This window comes from Pseudomonas sp. R37(2017) (genome assembly GCF_002113375.1).
Taxonomy (GTDB): domain Bacteria; phylum Pseudomonadota; class Gammaproteobacteria; order Pseudomonadales; family Pseudomonadaceae; genus Aquipseudomonas.
The window spans coordinates 392,248-407,779 of the sequence record NZ_NEHO01000004.1; the positions used below are offsets into that span (position 1 = coordinate 392,248).

The following is a 15,532-nucleotide window of genomic DNA, read 5'->3' on the forward strand; positions in this document are numbered from 1 at the left end:
AAACCCGACGGACGAGCCTGTCCGTACCGATCAAAGTTTGAAGGGTAGCGAAAACCGGCGCCAAGGGGAATGGCGACAGCACAGTACTTCGCTTGTGCAAGCATCTTGGCGCCAGTACCATTACGGCTCTCTTTTTCCGGCAGGAGCGGTTTCATGATTGCGGGCAGTATGGTGGCACTGGTCACACCCATGGATGCACAGGGGGATATTGACTGGGACAGCCTCAGCAAACTCGTGGACTTCCATCTCAAGAACGGCACCCATGCCATTGTCGCGGTCGGTACTACCGGCGAGTCGGCCACTCTTGATGTAGAAGAACACATTGCCGTCATCAAAGCCGTGGTCAAACAGGTCAATGGCCGCATACCGGTGATCGCCGGTACCGGCGCCAACTCGACCCGCGAAGCCGTCGAGTTGACCCGCAATGCCAAGGAAGCCGGCGCCGACGCCTGCCTGCTGGTCGTGCCGTACTACAACAAGCCGACCCAGGAAGGCCTGTACCTGCACTTCAAGCACATCGCCGAAGCGGTCGACATCCCGCAGATTCTCTATAACGTTCCCGGCCGCACCTCCTGCGACATGCAGGCCGAGACAGTGATCCGCCTGTCCACCGTGCCGAACATCATCGGCATCAAGGAAGCGACCGGCGACCTCAAGCGCGCCAAAGCCATCCTCGACGGAGTCAGCAAGGACTTCATCGTTCTTTCCGGCGATGATCCGACCGCGGTCGAGCTGATCCTGATGGGCGGCAAGGGCAACATCTCCGTCACCGCCAACGTCGCTCCGCGTGAAATGGCCGATCTGTGCGAGGCCGCCCTCAAGGGCGATGCCGCGACTGCACGGGCGATCAACGAAAAACTGATGCCGCTGCACAAGGACCTGTTCATCGAAGCCAACCCGATTCCGGTGAAGTGGGCTTTGGTTGAAATGGGCCTGATGCACGAAGGTATTCGCCTGCCGCTGACGTGGCTGAGCGCACCTTGTCACGAAACGCTCCGCACGGCCCTGCGCCAGTGCAGCGTCCTGGTTTAATTGAGGAAGTACACCGCATGAAGCGAATGGCCGGACTTTCCGCACTTGCCTTGATTATCTCCAGCACCAGTGGCTGCGGATGGCTCTGGGGCCCGGAAGGTTATTTCCGTGACCGTGGTAGCGATTACCTGCAAGCGCAACAGACCGCACCGATGCAAATTCCACAGGATATCCATACCGCCAAGCGTCTGGATCCGCTGTTGCCGATCCCGCGCAACGTGGCCGATGACACTGCCACGGGCGAATACGTGGTTCCTCGTCCTCAGCCGCTGACAGCGGCTGCCGACGCCAGTGCCTACTCGCTGCAGAAGAGCGGCGGCATCAGCTCCATCCTGGCGCAGAACCCGCCGGCCGAAGTCTGGCCAGTGGCCGTTCAATTCTTCCAGGACAACGGTTTCCGCCTGGATGAACAGCGTCCGCAAACCGGCGAATTCACCACCACCTGGCAGCATTCCGACGAACTGTCCGCCGCTGTGGCCAAGCGCCTGAGCGCGGCCGGCGTCAGCACCGACAGCGAAACCCGTGTGCGGGTGCGCATCGAGCCGGGCGTGCAGCGCAACACCAGTGAAGTCTATGTGGTCAGCGCCGAGCGTCCTGCCGGCAGCACCGCTGACGTGGCGTTCACCAACCGTTCGGTCAATACTGGCCTGGACGCGGCACTGGTCGACGACATGCTGGCGAGCATGAGCCGTATCTCGGAGAAGGGCGGTTCGGTCTCGATGCTGGCTTCCCGTGATTTCGACGCGCCCAGCCGTGTCAGCCTGAGCGAAGACGGCAGCGGCAACCCCGTGTTGAACGTCGGTACCGATCTGGATCGTGCCTGGTCGAGCGTCGGTCGTGCGCTGGAGCAAGGCGATTGGCGTGTCGAAGACATCAACCGCAGCCTGGGCCTGTACTACATCAACCTGGCCGAAAAAGCCGAGAAGAAAGACGACAAGCCAGGCTTCTTCGGCAGCCTGTTCGGCACCGCACCGAGCAAGGAAGAGCTTGAAGCTCGTGCCGAGCGTTATCAGGTTCGCCTGAGCAAGGTTGGCGAGAACGTCCAGGTCACCGTCGAGAAGAACATCAACACCGTGGCGCCGGCAGACGTGGCGCGTAAAGTGTTGAGCAAGATTCAAGACAACCTGGGCTGATCCTGTGCGTTTTGCCGTTCTCGGCAGCGGTAGTCAGGGGAACGGCACGCTGATAGCCAGCGATGACACGTATGTCCTGGTCGATTGTGGTTTTTCCCTGCGGGAAACCGAAAAACGCCTGCTGCGCCTGGGTGTGAACCCGGCGCAGTTGAGCGCGATACTCGTGACCCACGAACATGCCGACCACGTGCATGGCGTGGGTTTGCTGTCTCGGCGCTACAATCTGCCTGTCTACCTCAGTCGCGGGACCTTGCGCGGGATGCGCAAGCCAATTGAACCGGCAGGCTTTCTGGCTGGTGGCGAGCAACTGCAAATCGGCGACTTGAGCATCAGTGTCATTGCCGTGGCCCATGATGCACAGGAACCGACGCAGTACGTCTTCAGTGACGGTGTACGGCGTTTTGGCCTGTTGACCGACCTGGGGTCGTATTGTGACAAGGTGCTGGACGGTTACCGGGACCTCGATGCGTTGATGATCGAGTCCAACCATTGCAGGGACATGCTGGCTCGCGGTCACTACCCTTACTTTCTCAAGCAGCGGGTGGGCGGTGAGCTGGGACATTTGAACAACCATCAGGCGGCATTCCTGGTGGCCGAGCTGGGCTGGAAAGACCTGCAACACCTGGTCCTGGCCCATCTGAGCAGCAAGAACAACCTGCCGCGGCTGGCCCGGCAATGTTTTGTCGACACCCTCGGGTGCGACCCGGACTGGCTGCAACTGGCCGATCAAGATTCAGGGCTCGACTGGCGTCACATCGCCTAGCCCATCTACTTAGCAAGCGGAGCCCATCATGGAAAAACGTGAAGAACTCTACCGCGGCAAAGCCAAGTCGGTTTACAAGACCGACGACGCTGACCGTCTGATCCTGCTGTTTCGCAACGACACCTCGGCGTTCGACGGCAAGCGTATCGAACAGCTCGACCGCAAAGGCATGGTGAACAACAAGTTCAACGCCTTCATCATGCAGAAGCTCGAAGCTGCCGGCGTGCCGACCCAGTTCGACAAGCTGCTGGGCGACAACGAATGCCTGGTGAAGAAGCTGGACATGATCCCGGTCGAGTGCGTCGTGCGTAACTACGCCGCTGGCAGCCTGGTCAAGCGCCTGGGTGTCGAAGAGGGCATGAAGCTCAATCCTTACACCTTCGAACTGTTCCTGAAGGACGACGCCAAGGGCGACCCGTTCATCAACGAATCCCACGTCGTGGCATTTGGCTGGGGCACTGCCGAGCAACTGGTTCGCATGAAGGAACTGTCGCTCAAGGTCAACGAAGTCCTGAGCAAGCTGTTCGATGACGCCGGTCTGCTGCTGGTCGACTTCAAGCTTGAATTCGGCGTATTCAGCGACGGCTCCATCGTGCTGGGCGACGAGTTCAGCCCGGACGGCTGCCGCCTGTGGGACAAGGACACCAAGAAGAAGATGGACAAAGACCGCTTCCGTCAGGGCCTCGGTGGCGTCATCGAAGCCTACGAAGAAGTCGCCAATCGTCTGGGCGTACCGCTTTAATCGACGCAAGCATCTGAAAGCACAGAAATATTTCGCTTGGGGGGTTCGCTTCCGGCGAAAGTGTTGATATGATGCGCGCCGTTGGAGAGATGCCAGAGTGGCCGAATGGGACGGATTCGAAATCCGTTGTACCTTCACCGGTACCTAGGGTTCGAATCCCTATCTCTCCGCCATTATTCAAAAAGCCTCGTAAGTCCTTGATTTACGGGGTTTTTTGTGCCTATGTGTTTTTCGATTCTACTACTCAATTCTACTACTCACTTTTTCCCCAAATACCCAAACCACCCCGGCAATCGAATCCCGTTTTGTGGTCGAATCCATATGCTCTGATGGGCAGAATCCGGTGTTGGTTGTCTGGAGATTGGTCGCCAGCGTTTAACCGGACCGGATTCAGGAAACACCCGGTGGTCGGGATAATCTCAACATCCGAGAGTGGGTGTGCGTCAAGTGAATGGTTGTGAGGCTGCGTAGGATCGCGTATGTGGGGTTTTAGCTGAATGCCAGTGTCATGCAGGCACTCAGCCTTTATCGTTGTTCTATGGTGTTTAGGCTAGCTCTCGCTTGATCCGATAAACAGTTGCAACACCACACTCAGCCAGCTTGGCGATCTTGTCAGCAGACATGGTTGGATGTTCCTGCATCAGCGACTTCACCTGCTCATGCAATGCTACATTCTTCCCTTTACCTGATGGCTTCCACTCAGGCTCAGCAGCACGCTTGTTAGCAAGTCCTTGGTTGATACGTTCAACACGTTTGTCTTGATCGAGGCGAGCCATAGTTTGCATCAGTTCGATCAGCATATCGTTGATCACATCCATGATCTGACCAGTGATACCTTTGTCTTTCACCATCATGTGACTGGTTGGAAGGTCAGCAATCACCAGCTTCAAACCTTTAGCCTTGATCGTTGCCTTGAGCGTTTCCCAATCGGTCTGAGACAGACGCGACAACCTGTCTACGGATTCGCACAAGAGAATTTCCCCCGGTTGTGCAGTGTCCAGCAGTCTCATCAATTCAGGTCGGTTGAGTTTCGTACCACTGATGTTCTCGGCGTACACGTCAACGATGTTCAAACCTTTATCACCAGCGAATGCTTCCAGTGCGATACGGGCACGGTTTGCATCTTGATCCTTGGTTGATGCTCTCAGGTACAGATGTGCGTTCATGCTGGCTATCCTTTGGCTATTGATTTGATAGACCTATGATAATCCTATCTGATAGCTATCTGCAATAGTAATTTGATAGTGGTTTATCACCGGTTATCCGACTACCAGACAAGTAGACTTCTTTGATAGCGGTTACTGGCGTATCCGAAGAATGCCAGCGGTGATGGCAGATGCATTTGTGTCAATGGTTTCCAATGCTGCAATCGCGTTGTCGTGCACGTCGGGCGAACCTGTTGACTTTGCCCACAAAGAAACTTCTTCAATTGCAGCAGCCAAAGCATGCTGGTTGTGCAAAAGCAAAGTCAGAACATCGGCGGTAGCGATGGCTGCGTGGTTGTTGTCTGACATAGGTGTCGTCCTTGATGGGGGTGTAAAGATCGTAGCTCAGCACATGGTTGAGACGGCGTGTAGTGGCATCTGTGGCGTGATCGATTCGCCGGTCAGGGTATGTATTAACGCCCTGTAGCGGTAAGCACCGGGATGTTGTTCTCCAGGTCAACCATGTGAAAGTCCCTACTGAGGTTACGCGAGGTTGATTCAGGGTTTTCCGCAAGGGAAGGCGGAAGCCATCGCCAGAGCTATCGAAGTGACCTCATGCTGGTGAAGTTTCTCCGGGTTCTCTTTCAGGTACTTCACCACAATCCGTAACTGTTGCTCCTTCGTCACAGACTCAGGCGGACAGATGAATGGAGGGAGCGTCTTTCCCGAAGAGGCACTGTAGTAACCACGAGCCATTTCGATTCCATCGAGAGTACCTTCGATCTTACCTAGACATACTCCGCCGCCAAATGCGCTCTTACCAGCACCGCCATCTACGACATTCAGTGCGTCCTGACACTGCTGAAGAAGGACATTGCCGTTTGCCAATACAAAGCCAGTCCAGCCACTGGCCAGCAACGTTAGCGTGCACATCATCTTGGATTTCAAAAGGGGCATTCCTTTGGGTTCGCGAGGATGGCAATGTACCAGCACGTACATAGATCAGCGAGGGTATCGCCCATGGCTCACGAGGCTTCCGCCTCAAGACGGTACAACCAACCCGGTGGCATCGAACAAGTCGAATGGAAGATAAGGGCATGAGCCGGGCTTGCAAGTAGGTTTACCTGCTGAGCATGACTGAAGTTAACAACCTAAAGATGGTTTCGCCTTTGAAGAGCCATCAAAATCAAGGAGGGATGTAATGCTTTCGGAGATTATTTGCTTTTTAAAATCAGTTCCAGATGTTATTTGGTCGGGGGTCGCCGCATCAGGCATAACTTTGCTTGGGGTGATGGTTTCGAATAGAAGCAATACCAGTCGACTGGTGTTGCAACTTAATCATGATGCGACCGAGAAGTCCAAGGAGAGAGTCAGCAATCTTAGGCGTGAGGTTTACTTAAAGGCGTTTGAAGATATTGAAGTTGCAAGTCTTCATATTAGCAACCTGTCTAGTCGCTCTCTCACTAATTTGAACCTAATGTCAGAGCTTCAGGAGATTACCGGGTCGATAGCAAGGTTAAAATTGGTAGCTGAATCTAAGACTTCGATATTGGCGGGGGGTTTAGGTGTTGAGCTTGGCTCGCTGTTTTTAAAGCTACTACCTCGGCTTGCTGTCATACAGGCTGCAAGAACAGATATCGAGATTAACAACTCATTGCATGAGAGTTCATCTGCTGAGGCTTCAAGAGTAATACGGGAAATGAACAAGTTAAATGAGGAGGGGCGGCAAAATGAGGTGGCGTTTCAGAGTCTTCAAAGCTCATACGAATTTAACTCCAGTCAGGCTCAACAGTATGCAGATGCACGCGCTCTTGCTTACGAGGCGCTTCACGTTGGATTGCGCGAATTTAGCACGATGCTTTTCCCTGAAATGAAAGCCTTATCTAAGATTCAATTGAAGGTTATGGTAGCCATACGCGAGGATCTCGGCATTGCCTGTGATGTGGCAGACTTTCAACGACAATTGGAGCGTCAATGGGCTGTGATGGAAGCTGGGTATGGTGACGCCATGAAGGATTTGAAAGGGGAGTAGTTTTTGGCGGTGATCGTAGGGCGAATATGTCATATCGGTTGAAGGCTAGGTTTTATTCCCGGTTTTCAATCGATTGGCACTACTACGTACAATATCGAGAAAGAAAGTGAATCATGCTTAGCCTGAATTGCTCAGGCACCAATGAAAATGCGGGTTGTAACAACCGTTACCACAATGCAGCGTCACACCGTTGACCAGGATCATCCTGCTGACTCACCTGCTTTCAGTCCTGCACCAAGGTTGTGGTGGTGGCGATCATCACACCGGCACCAACATCGCTTTGTTCAACAACGACCAACGTCTGATTCTGATGTCACCAAAGACTTTCGTAAGGTCATGTGGTCTTTGGTTTTCGATTGCACTGGCAATTGTGTATGGTTTCAGTCCTTCAAGCCTCTTGCTTTTGACGTTCATGTCTGCTGTGAATGACTCATCAACAATTTGTTTCAAGCCGCCTGACTGGGCTGTGGTCAGGATCATTAGGTACGCTTGCAATCCCTTGTCACCTTTACCATTCCCATTCTTGGTCTGGATACGAACCAAGAAGGGTTGACCGGGGTATCGCTTACGCAAGGATTGCAGAAATGGTTCCTTGTCAGTCAACAGTTGGTTGCTCAGCTTAAGGTCGTCATAGAACACTGAGTACTGATGTGACCAGTGGTGTCCTGTCAGCAATGCTAGGTATCGTCTCTTGGTCTTGTCTTCACTCGTTTCACTCATTCTCTTTCCCCTAATCTTTAAAGTTAATCTCTTGAATACATACTCTCAAACACAGCACTAGAACTCTCAATCTCTCACTTTCCTAGATACTTCAATACGTCACGCTGATTGCGATGCCGGCAATCCCCCGTAAACATTGGGCCAAACCGACGTTTTAAGGCAAAACGTACAGAATTACTAGTGCGGCGATTTTCGCATTACTAGTGCGGTGATTTCAACCCTGATTCTGGTTCATTTTCAACCCCGTTTTGTGGTGATGAACCCACCATGATCGCGATGAACATTCACACCACATGCACACCTTTCTACAAGGCAGCATAAAGCCCCGTGCAGACGTTGATTGTCTGCCGGAGCCATAGCGGTATTACTTTTCATTGCAAAGCGCTCAGAAGCGATTGTGGGAGTTTGCAGAAGGTGTTACAGGATCAGTCTGGAATGATCAACGGGGCAAATGTATCAGCAACTTCCTTTTCAATCTCACGCAATAGTTTTGCTCTTTTCTCCTCTTCTCGACGCTGTTCTTTCAACTCAGCGGCTTGGATCAGTTGTTGAGTGAGTTTTGCTTTATATTCTTCACGCTCTGCTTCAAGTTCTTTTATGTACTGTGCCTTCACGTCCACATCGATAACGTCAAGATCTAATTTTTGCAATTCTGGCGGTTTGATCATTGATGCCGAGTAATCAAGCGGCAGTGTTATGATTGGTGACCACTTGCTGAGTTCATAACCAAGTTTCGACTTCTCAATAATGGCGGTTATAAATTCGTAAGGGAAGTCAGTTTGTACAACCTCCAAACACTGTGCAGATTGCCTGTACTTGGCGTGGGCATGTTCCTGAAGTTGTTTAAGTTCAGCTTCATCATACTGGCGAGGTGCACCAGATATCTTAATTCTATCAGTCATTTTATTTTCCTTTCTTTTGTCGAATGCGATTTACCATCAACTCTACGATGGTCATGCGGTATTGTTCATCGGTTAACTTGATGTTGGTGATGGTTGTTACTTTACCGGTGTTGATTGTATTAGCACTCGTGATTACATCAACATCAGTCTTTGTATGCTGCTTTGGAAGTTGTTCTTTACTACGTCTTGCGAATGCTTTGGTAAAGCCAGCAGTGAAGTAGTCCAGTTTCGTTTTGGTATCATCACTCATAGCAATCACTCTTTGCTTCACGTAAAGCTTGAATGCCATATTCATTAACCAGACGTTCAAGCTGTTGTGAGGCACGGTTTACTTCATTTTCATCACCAGCAGCCATTGCTGATTGTTGTAACGATAAATAATGTTTCATTTGAAGCACAGCAAGGTGCCGTTCAAGCAGCGGGGTATTCATGTATTATTATTCCTTTGGTTTGTTGTATTGATATACACCTGAGATACGGCTGAAATAGCGTTTTCAACCCATATAAATCAAGGTGTGTAGACGTGCAAAAGTGGCAACCTAGGGGGTAGCCCAGGGTGACAGGTATTTGAGGCTATAAACGCGTTACAGAAGCTCTCAGCGGTACTTATCTAAGTAAGCTTCAGCAACCATTGTGCCGGTGAGAAATACATCTGATAGGTGGTGGTGATTAGCATCTGGATTGGAAGCGATCCAATGTTTAATACTTGACTCACGATCAACCGACGTTGGCGTCTGTTCATTACGAATGCGAGTGTTGACCAACTTAGCTTTACTATGTCTGTTGCCACTGATTTGTTCGCTGAAGCTTGGACAACTATCCATAAGCTCACCAACGCTAACCAACACACCTCTGGTCAATGCCTTTTTGTGAAGTTTGTAGAAGTGGTTGAGAACAATGATTGAAGCTTCATGAAAGCTATGGTCATCATCCGGTTTTGGTGGTAATGAACTGGTTATCACTTTCAGAATGAGTTGTGATGGCTTATGTACGACTATGAAGTTACTCATTGGTTTTCCTTATCGATAGGTGATCCTCTGACTTGTGGTTAAAGTATTTAGGATTGAGTGGTGTTAGACGTTTGATTTCTTCTGTTTATCACGGCGTCGAAGGTTGTTCGTGACGCTGGTTAGCATTACGTTAATGCAATGGGTGTGACTGGTGTACCCAGTACGCACCATTAACTCTTCTAGTTTCATCACAGCCTCTTGATTGAGGAATATCTTCATAGTGAACGCTCACTTTGGACAGCACGATCATGTACGTATTGATTAACTGATTTTCCAGTAGCATCAGCAGCTTTGGTAATCAGTGCATGGTTAGCAATGCTGAACATAATCCGCTCTGGAATCATCGTGATCTTTGATTGTCGCCATACCGCGTTCCTGCATTTGCTTGAGCATGTTGCGGCATGTGATCTACGGTTGATCAGTGGTGTGGAACATCCACGGCAGAGCTTAATAGTCATAGGTATCTACCTCGTTAGTTGATAGTGTTTGTAAAATGTCCGGCATAGACAAAAAGAAAGCCATACCGGTGAGGGTTATGGCTTTGGGGAATTAGCTGTGGAGGAACAACTTCACATACTGACACTTGAAGGAAGGGCAAGCTGTCAGCTTGGAGATACCGGTCAAGTGAATGGCTATACACTGAGAACGGAGTGTAGCTGTTCAACTCCACTATGAGAGCATTATATCACGAATGATTCTCATTGTCAATATCCGCCTCAACTAATGTTGACACTTAGATTAAACTATTTTTGAAAATCAAAGTGTAGGAGTTGTATAGCTTCCTGCTTCTGTTCAAATGAGCATCCGCCACTGTAGACGCTCAACGTGAACGATTTGTTCTCGTGTCCTACGATGTACGGCAGCACCTCCAAACCTACACCTGCTCGGTGAAGTTCGGTCGTGGTGGTTTTTCGGATGCTGTGGAATACGTGAAGTTTTGAGAACTCAGCTTTAGTTTTCAATCGCCCAAACTGTTTACCCAGCCTGTCAAGTCGGATGCCGTATTTGTTGTTGCCACCTTTGAATAAGTATCCATCATTCGCTGGTGCTTGCGAACACAGACTTTTGTATAGAGGAACAAGAGATGCGTGCAACGGGATATCTCGTACACCGGCAACCGACTTGGCTTTAGGGATGTGGAAACCTATTGGTTCGTTATGCTGGTCAAATATTGTGTCAACCGGTTCAATTCGCCCGATTTCCTCAATCCTAGCGCCCGTGTATGCACCAAAGATGATGAGATTGGCTAAATCGTCTTTACCGCCTTCTCGGGCTGTCTTGTACAGGTCTTCAATCTCTTTACGGGTGAAGGGAAGATATGATTCACCGGCTTCTTTACCAACTTTTGGTAGATCGTGACCATCGAACGGGCACTGCTGCCCGGTGAATTCATCACGGAACTGAGCGTTGTATTTTATAGCCCATTTCCAGAAATCTCGTCCCGACCACAAGTAGTTCAAAAGGGTCTGGCGGGCACCACCTTGTTTTTTCACAAAGTTGTGGATGGTGTCGAAGGTGAGCGGGGCACCTTCAGTTGTCAGGAACTTGGATATCTTTTCAACGCGAGCTTTATGACTATCACGGGTTTTCTCTGATTCGATTTGTGTGACAAGGTACTTTACCCATGCTTCAATCATGGATGGGCTGATTGGTGAGCGTGGTTTGTACAATGTCGGATTACGTACAATCGCTTGAGCTTCCTGATGCTCTTCGTCAGACAGGTTGTATTCATATGCAGCAACGACGGCTTCAGCATCTCCTTGGATCGACAGAAGATTGTGATGTAGGACTACGGCGTCACCAGCTGTCATACCTTTTTCGCAGGCATCATTGAATTTCTTTACATGGTCGGTTACACGAGCAGCTAATGCATGCTCTCCCATTTCTTCCATGGCTTTCGCCATTTCCAATAGTTTTCCAATGAATAAGCCGTCAGGGCGATCAGGAACAACATCTAGATTTATCGGGGTGAGTAGCAGAGATACGCCATCGTTTTGCTTCTGCTTCAATTGTTTTCCAAGCTCATGCTGGGCAAGTCGCCATTCGTCTCCCTTATTACCTTTTGCCGTTCTCGCCGCTTCAATGTCAGCTTTCCATTGTGAAAGGATCGGCAGACGGCGGAGCATTGCCTCCGATCTCATGCCGGTTTTGAGTGACTGGATCAACACGGTTCGATTGCCAAGCGCCCGGCGGACATCCTTCGGTACATCAAGCCGGACATACCACGTTGATTCGTTTTTCTTTTGGAAAATATGATCAGCCATACATAGCACCAAGGCGTGAGTAGTAGTGTGAATTCTACTACTATTTTCTACTACTATTGGTGGTGAAGGCCAATAAATACTGGGTTTGTTGGGGTTAAAGATCGTTATCGGAGATTCCCTATCTCTCCGCCATTACACAGAAAAAGCCCCGTAGCTGAAAAGCTCCGGGGCTTTTTCGTTTCCGGAGCTTTTTCCAGCGGTCTATCGCTGCCTGCATCCGATCAAGGAAATCCAGTAGCTGAAACGTGAACCGCATCAGGCTGTTGAACTTGAGTTGGATGGACGGCAGTTGCCCCGGCTACCTAAACTGTCAGCAGATTTGGGGATCGGGGGCAGTGGATGAATCGTAACGAACTTCGCAAGGCGGATATCAACCTGATGGTGGTATTCGAAACGCTGATGCTGGAGCGCAATGTCACTCGGGTGGCGGAGAAGCTGTTTCTCGGGCAGCCGACCATCAGCTCTGCACTCAACCGCTTGCGTGCGATGTTCAATGATCCGCTGTTCATACGCGTGGGTCATCGCATGGAGCCGACGGCTCGGGCAGAGGAGATCATCAGGCATCTGTCGCCGGCGCTGGATTCCTTGTCCGTGGCCTTGAGCCTGACCCATGATTTTGACCCGGCCAGCAGCACGATGACATTCCGCATCGGTTTGTCCGACGATGTCGAGTTCGGCCTGTTGCCGCCATTGCTGCGAGCCCTGCGCCAGGAAGCGCCGAAAGTGGTGTTTGTGGTGCAGCATGTCGATTACTGGCGGATTCCCGACTTGCTGGCGTCCGGCGATATCACGGTGGGTATCAGCCAGACCCGTGGCTTGCCTGCCAATGCCAAGCGCAAGTTGCTTCGGCACATCCAGCCCTGCATATTGCGCGCCGATGCCAGCGACACGGCGCTGACCCTCGATGAGTATTGCGCGCGACCCCATGTGCTGGTGTCCCACACCGCCAACGTCAGTGGCTACGCCGACGAATGGCTGGCGGAAATCGGCCGCACGCGCCAGGTGGTGCTCTCGGTACCGCAATACAGTTCGTTGCCGGCACTGCTCGCCGGGACAGACCTGATTGCCAGCCTGCCGGACTACGCCGCCGAGGCGATGGCTGCTTCGGGAATGCTGTACAAGGAACCCTTTCCCTTCAAGACACCGACCCTGGATTTGTCCATGGTCTGGCTCAGTCATGTCGATACCGACCCCGCCGAGCGCTGGTTGCGCTCGCGCCTGGAGGCATTCATGAGTGAGCGTGCCGTCTTGCCGCTGCCCGAATGAACAGGGCGAGGCTCTGTCATACGTACGACCTTTCCATTCACTTAGGAGTCAACTCATGCCTCACCTGCACATGGAATACACCGCCAACCTGACTGACCTGAATGCCGATGTGGCACTGATGCGGCTGAACAATGCCCTGGTGGGCTCCGGTCAGTTCGCTGCCGAATTCGACATCAAGAGCCGCGCGGTCAAGGTCGATACGTTCAAGGTCGGTACGGCAATGGCTGAACGTGCGTTCGTGCATGTGAAGCTGGCGCTGTTGAGTGGTCGTTCCGCAGAGATCAAGAAACAGCTGTCTGAAAGTCTGCTGGCAGTGGTGCGGGATCTGTGTGAATGGCCGAGCAGCATTGAGGTCCAGTTGTGCGTGGAAATTCTCGACATCGATCGCGACTCCTACAGCAAGACGGCCATCAATAACTGAACATCAGGTTGATTCCAGCCCGGCGCAGGCCAGGATCACTTGTTCTCGCAACCAGGTGTTGGCGCTGTCCTGATCGACATTCCGGTTCCACTGCATCTCGAGGGTGAAGCTCGGCAAGCCTTCGGGAGCTTCACAGTGATTGAAGCTGTCTGCTCTGGCCAGCAGTTGTCGGATGCGCCGGGGCAGGGTCAGGGCATAGTCGGTGCCGCTGATCAGCTTCAGCGCCGCACTGTAGCTGTTGGCGCGTGCAACGATCTGGCGCTGTTGTGCCTGCTGTGCGAGCCAGCCATCGACCATGTTGGTCGCGGACGTCCAGGGTGTCGGGAACACGTGCCGACGTTCGACATAGGCTTGCAGACTCAAGCGTGATTCCACCGGTGCGGCGTGTTTGTCGAAAACACACACCAGATCATCTTCGAGCAGTGTCCGGGATTTGAAATCGGCGTGACGGCGATGAAAGTTCGGGCCGAAGCACATCACCAGATCGAGGCTGCCGTCGCGCAACGCTTCGGCAGGAATGTCGGCTTCGAGTTTGAACACATTGACCATCACCGGAAGATCGGCGAGATCGAAGGTTTTCAACAGGCGCGGCAGGATCAACTGCTCGAAATATTCCGGTGCGCAGATGTTGAAGGTCACGGTTTGCAGGCTCGGGTCGAATGCGGGTGAGCCGGCGTGGCACAGGTTGATGTTTTCCAGGACTTTCAGCGCGTGGGGGTACATCGCGTCAGCCTTGCCGGTGGGCTGCATGCCGCCGGTACGGGTATTGATGAACAGCTCGTCCTCGAAAATGGCGCGCAGTTTTTTCAGGCAGTAACTCACTGTCGACTGGCTGACGCAAAGTGTCTCGGACACTCCGGTGACGCTGTTCTGCTCGTACACGGCGACGAACACCAGGAGGTCCTGCATGTCGAGTTTTCTAAGCGAATTACTGTTCAGCATCCATTGCGTCTCGCTGCGTCCCTTGCGCTGACCCTGTGCAAGGGTGAGCGAATGATCCTAGCGGAATGAGAGGGAATGGAGAATGCCTGGCAGGAAGTTTCGCCCAAGGACCTTTCAGCTCTGGACCATCGCTGACACAGCGCTACGGCTGGACATCAATAGCGCGAACATGCCGATACCCACCAGTACCGCGCCGGCCAACTCCAGCGGAAGCGGCATCTGGCGCCCCCAGAACCAGTGAAACAAGGTGATGAACAGCGTACTCAGGTAGATATAGGAAATCACCGAAGACGGCGCGATCACGCCGATGGCCCGGTGCAACAGCCAAAACGTCGCCAGGGTGGCGAACACCGCCAGGTACATCAGCCAGTAGAAATCGTTGAGCGTCAGAAATGATGCCGAACGCCAACCGCCACTGAGTCCGCAGAACACCAGCAGGAACAGCGCACCGAACAGCATGTTCCAGAACGTCATGGGCACTGGCCCGCGCCCCTTGAGGCTATTGGCTTTCAGGCGCTGGCTGAGAGGGGCGTAGAGTGCCATCGCCAGGCAACCGATGCCGTACACCGTCAGTGCGTACGCTGATGGCAACTCGTCGGGGCCGGTGCCTTTCAAGATCAGCAGCACTGCCCCGGCAGCGGCGAGCAGCATCGGCACAATCCGTTGTTTCAGGCGGCTGTCCGGTGTCAGGACGGCTTCGAACCCCAGGGTCATCAGTGGCACCAGGGTGAACATCGTCCCGGTGTTGACGGCCGAGGTGTAGCGCAATGCTTCGAACAATGAGCCGAAGTACAGCGCCAGCAGCAGGCCGAGCACCGCGTGGCCCAGCAGTCCGCGGACGGTCATGACGGTATCGCCTTTATGCAGCAACAGCGGCAGAAACACCAATGCGCACAACAGCAGGCGCAAACCGGTCAGCAGGATCGGATCGATGGCCTGGCTGACTTGCGCCGCTGCGGAAAACGATGCGGCGATCAATAACGCCCAAAGCAGCATGCTCGCGTGAGCGGTGGCGAAACCGGTGGTTTTCATGGAAGGCTCCGGGTCAATGGGTGTGGCGACCAATTAGGCGCGTGTCGCCTGGAAGCGGCAAATCAGAAAATCCGGCGTGGTATCTGGAAATTAAATACTGTGGGAGAGGAATGTTTAGCCAGACCACA

Annotated in this window: 18 protein-coding genes and 1 tRNA gene; 8 read left to right on the forward strand and 11 right to left on the reverse strand. The window is 52.5% G+C overall.

Features of this window, described 5'->3' with window-relative positions:
- The first annotated feature begins 153 nt into the window (after positions 1-153).
- The 5 genes from dapA to CAG47_RS09830 all read left to right on the forward strand — a co-directional run bounded on the left by dapA (position 154) and on the right by CAG47_RS09830 (position 3,843).
- Entirely contained in the window at positions 154-1,032 is an 879-nt protein-coding gene (gene dapA / locus CAG47_RS09810) for a 4-hydroxy-tetrahydrodipicolinate synthase (RefSeq protein WP_085724676.1), read from the forward strand.
- 17 nt (positions 1,033-1,049) lie between these two features.
- Positions 1,050-2,165: an outer membrane protein assembly factor BamC gene (gene bamC, locus CAG47_RS09815; RefSeq protein WP_085724677.1), complete on the forward strand. Its 1,116-nt coding sequence runs from the start codon at positions 1,050-1,052 to the stop codon at positions 2,163-2,165.
- 4 nt (positions 2,166-2,169) lie between these two features.
- On the forward strand, positions 2,170-2,928 hold the full coding sequence (locus CAG47_RS09820; RefSeq protein ID WP_085724678.1) for an MBL fold metallo-hydrolase: 759 nt from the start codon (positions 2,170-2,172) through the stop codon (positions 2,926-2,928).
- Between the two features lie 28 nt (positions 2,929-2,956).
- Entirely contained in the window at positions 2,957-3,670 is a 714-nt protein-coding gene (gene purC / locus CAG47_RS09825; RefSeq protein WP_085724679.1) for a phosphoribosylaminoimidazolesuccinocarboxamide synthase, read from the forward strand.
- An 83-nt stretch (positions 3,671-3,753) separates the two neighbouring features.
- Positions 3,754-3,843 (forward strand) — tRNA-Ser (locus tag CAG47_RS09830).
- A gap of 372 nt (positions 3,844-4,215) precedes the next feature.
- On the opposite strand, the gene CAG47_RS09835 is transcribed toward CAG47_RS09830, so the two are convergent.
- The 3 genes from CAG47_RS09835 to CAG47_RS09845 all read right to left on the reverse strand — a co-directional run bounded on the left by CAG47_RS09835 (position 4,216) and on the right by CAG47_RS09845 (position 5,763).
- Positions 4,216-4,836 (reverse strand): recombinase family protein, encoded by a 621-nt coding sequence (locus CAG47_RS09835; RefSeq protein WP_085724680.1) that lies wholly within the window; start codon positions 4,834-4,836, stop codon positions 4,216-4,218.
- 132 nt (positions 4,837-4,968) lie between these two features.
- Positions 4,969-5,184 carry a hypothetical protein gene (locus tag CAG47_RS09840; RefSeq protein ID WP_085724681.1) on the reverse strand — a complete coding sequence of 72 codons (216 nt, stop codon included), beginning with the start codon at positions 5,182-5,184 and terminating at the stop codon, positions 4,969-4,971.
- 189 nt (positions 5,185-5,373) lie between these two features.
- Positions 5,374-5,763, reverse strand: a complete 390-nt coding sequence (locus CAG47_RS09845) for a Rap1a/Tai family immunity protein (RefSeq protein ID WP_085724682.1) — start codon at positions 5,761-5,763, stop codon at positions 5,374-5,376.
- A gap of 253 nt (positions 5,764-6,016) precedes the next feature.
- On the opposite strand from CAG47_RS09845, the gene CAG47_RS09850 reads away from it, so the two are divergent.
- Complete coding sequence (locus CAG47_RS09850) at positions 6,017-6,847, forward strand: hypothetical protein (RefSeq protein ID WP_085724683.1); 831 nt, start codon at positions 6,017-6,019, stop codon at positions 6,845-6,847.
- 258 nt (positions 6,848-7,105) lie between these two features.
- Here CAG47_RS09850 and CAG47_RS09855 read toward each other — a convergent pair whose 3' ends face one another.
- From CAG47_RS09855 to CAG47_RS09870, 6 genes are all read right to left on the reverse strand, one after another.
- Complete coding sequence (locus tag CAG47_RS09855) at positions 7,106-7,567, reverse strand: hypothetical protein (RefSeq protein ID WP_085724684.1); 462 nt, start codon at positions 7,565-7,567, stop codon at positions 7,106-7,108.
- Positions 7,568-7,992: 425 nt separating this feature from the next.
- The gene (locus CAG47_RS09860; RefSeq protein WP_085724685.1) at positions 7,993-8,469 is read right to left on the reverse strand and encodes a hypothetical protein; all 477 of its coding nucleotides are present in this window, start codon (positions 8,467-8,469) and stop codon (positions 7,993-7,995) included.
- Between the two features lies 1 nt (position 8,470).
- Positions 8,471-8,719, reverse strand: a complete 249-nt coding sequence (locus CAG47_RS09865; RefSeq protein ID WP_143515827.1) for a hypothetical protein — start codon at positions 8,717-8,719, stop codon at positions 8,471-8,473.
- Positions 8,712-8,900 carry a hypothetical protein gene (locus tag CAG47_RS27820; RefSeq protein ID WP_143515828.1) on the reverse strand — a complete coding sequence of 63 codons (189 nt, stop codon included), beginning with the start codon at positions 8,898-8,900 and terminating at the stop codon, positions 8,712-8,714. The genes CAG47_RS09865 and CAG47_RS27820 overlap by 8 nt, the downstream gene beginning before the upstream one ends.
- Positions 8,901-9,065: 165 nt before the next feature.
- Positions 9,066-9,479, reverse strand: a complete 414-nt coding sequence (locus CAG47_RS27825; protein ID WP_143515829.1) for a hypothetical protein — start codon at positions 9,477-9,479, stop codon at positions 9,066-9,068.
- Positions 9,480-10,222: 743 nt separating this feature from the next.
- Positions 10,223-11,743 carry a tyrosine-type recombinase/integrase gene (locus tag CAG47_RS09870; RefSeq protein ID WP_085724687.1) on the reverse strand — a complete coding sequence of 507 codons (1,521 nt, stop codon included), beginning with the start codon at positions 11,741-11,743 and terminating at the stop codon, positions 10,223-10,225.
- A 339-nt stretch (positions 11,744-12,082) separates the two neighbouring features.
- Between CAG47_RS09870 and CAG47_RS09875 the strand changes: the two genes are divergently transcribed.
- A complete protein-coding gene (locus tag CAG47_RS09875; RefSeq protein WP_085724688.1) occupies positions 12,083-13,009 on the forward strand; it encodes a LysR substrate-binding domain-containing protein in 927 nt (308 codons plus the stop codon).
- 55 nt (positions 13,010-13,064) lie between these two features.
- Entirely contained in the window at positions 13,065-13,430 is a 366-nt protein-coding gene (locus CAG47_RS09880; RefSeq protein ID WP_085724689.1) for a 5-carboxymethyl-2-hydroxymuconate Delta-isomerase, read from the forward strand.
- A gap of 3 nt (positions 13,431-13,433) precedes the next feature.
- Here CAG47_RS09880 and CAG47_RS09885 read toward each other — a convergent pair whose 3' ends face one another.
- Positions 13,434-14,372, reverse strand: a complete 939-nt coding sequence (locus CAG47_RS09885; protein WP_085724690.1) for a LysR family transcriptional regulator — start codon at positions 14,370-14,372, stop codon at positions 13,434-13,436.
- A gap of 114 nt (positions 14,373-14,486) precedes the next feature.
- Positions 14,487-15,404: a DMT family transporter gene (locus CAG47_RS09890; protein ID WP_085724691.1), complete on the reverse strand. Its 918-nt coding sequence runs from the start codon at positions 15,402-15,404 to the stop codon at positions 14,487-14,489.
- Positions 15,405-15,532 lie beyond the last annotated feature (128 nt).

Coding starts and splice junctions, on each gene's coding strand:
- bamC (WP_085724677.1), top strand. CDS start 1,050: ATGAAGCGAATGGCCGGACTTTCCGCACTTGCCTTGATTATCTCCAGC.
- CAG47_RS09890 (WP_085724691.1), bottom strand. CDS start 15,404: ATGAAAACCACCGGTTTCGCCACCGCTCACGCGAGCATGCTGCTTTGG.
- dapA (WP_085724676.1), top strand. CDS start 154: ATGATTGCGGGCAGTATGGTGGCACTGGTCACACCCATGGATGCACAG.
- CAG47_RS27825 (WP_143515829.1), bottom strand. CDS start 9,479: ATGAGTAACTTCATAGTCGTACATAAGCCATCACAACTCATTCTGAAA.
- CAG47_RS09835 (WP_085724680.1), bottom strand. CDS start 4,836: ATGAACGCACATCTGTACCTGAGAGCATCAACCAAGGATCAAGATGCA.
- CAG47_RS09870 (WP_085724687.1), bottom strand. CDS start 11,743: ATGGCTGATCATATTTTCCAAAAGAAAAACGAATCAACGTGGTATGTC.
- CAG47_RS09855 (WP_085724684.1), bottom strand. CDS start 7,567: ATGAGTGAAACGAGTGAAGACAAGACCAAGAGACGATACCTAGCATTG.
- CAG47_RS09875 (WP_085724688.1), top strand. CDS start 12,083: ATGAATCGTAACGAACTTCGCAAGGCGGATATCAACCTGATGGTGGTA.
- CAG47_RS09880 (WP_085724689.1), top strand. CDS start 13,065: ATGCCTCACCTGCACATGGAATACACCGCCAACCTGACTGACCTGAAT.
- CAG47_RS09840 (WP_085724681.1), bottom strand. CDS start 5,184: ATGTCAGACAACAACCACGCAGCCATCGCTACCGCCGATGTTCTGACT.
- CAG47_RS09885 (WP_085724690.1), bottom strand. CDS start 14,372: ATGCTGAACAGTAATTCGCTTAGAAAACTCGACATGCAGGACCTCCTG.
- CAG47_RS09865 (WP_143515827.1), bottom strand. CDS start 8,719: ATGAGTGATGATACCAAAACGAAACTGGACTACTTCACTGCTGGCTTT.
- CAG47_RS09850 (WP_085724683.1), top strand. CDS start 6,017: ATGCTTTCGGAGATTATTTGCTTTTTAAAATCAGTTCCAGATGTTATT.
- purC (WP_085724679.1), top strand. CDS start 2,957: ATGGAAAAACGTGAAGAACTCTACCGCGGCAAAGCCAAGTCGGTTTAC.
- CAG47_RS09860 (WP_085724685.1), bottom strand. CDS start 8,469: ATGACTGATAGAATTAAGATATCTGGTGCACCTCGCCAGTATGATGAA.
- CAG47_RS27820 (WP_143515828.1), bottom strand. CDS start 8,900: ATGAATACCCCGCTGCTTGAACGGCACCTTGCTGTGCTTCAAATGAAA.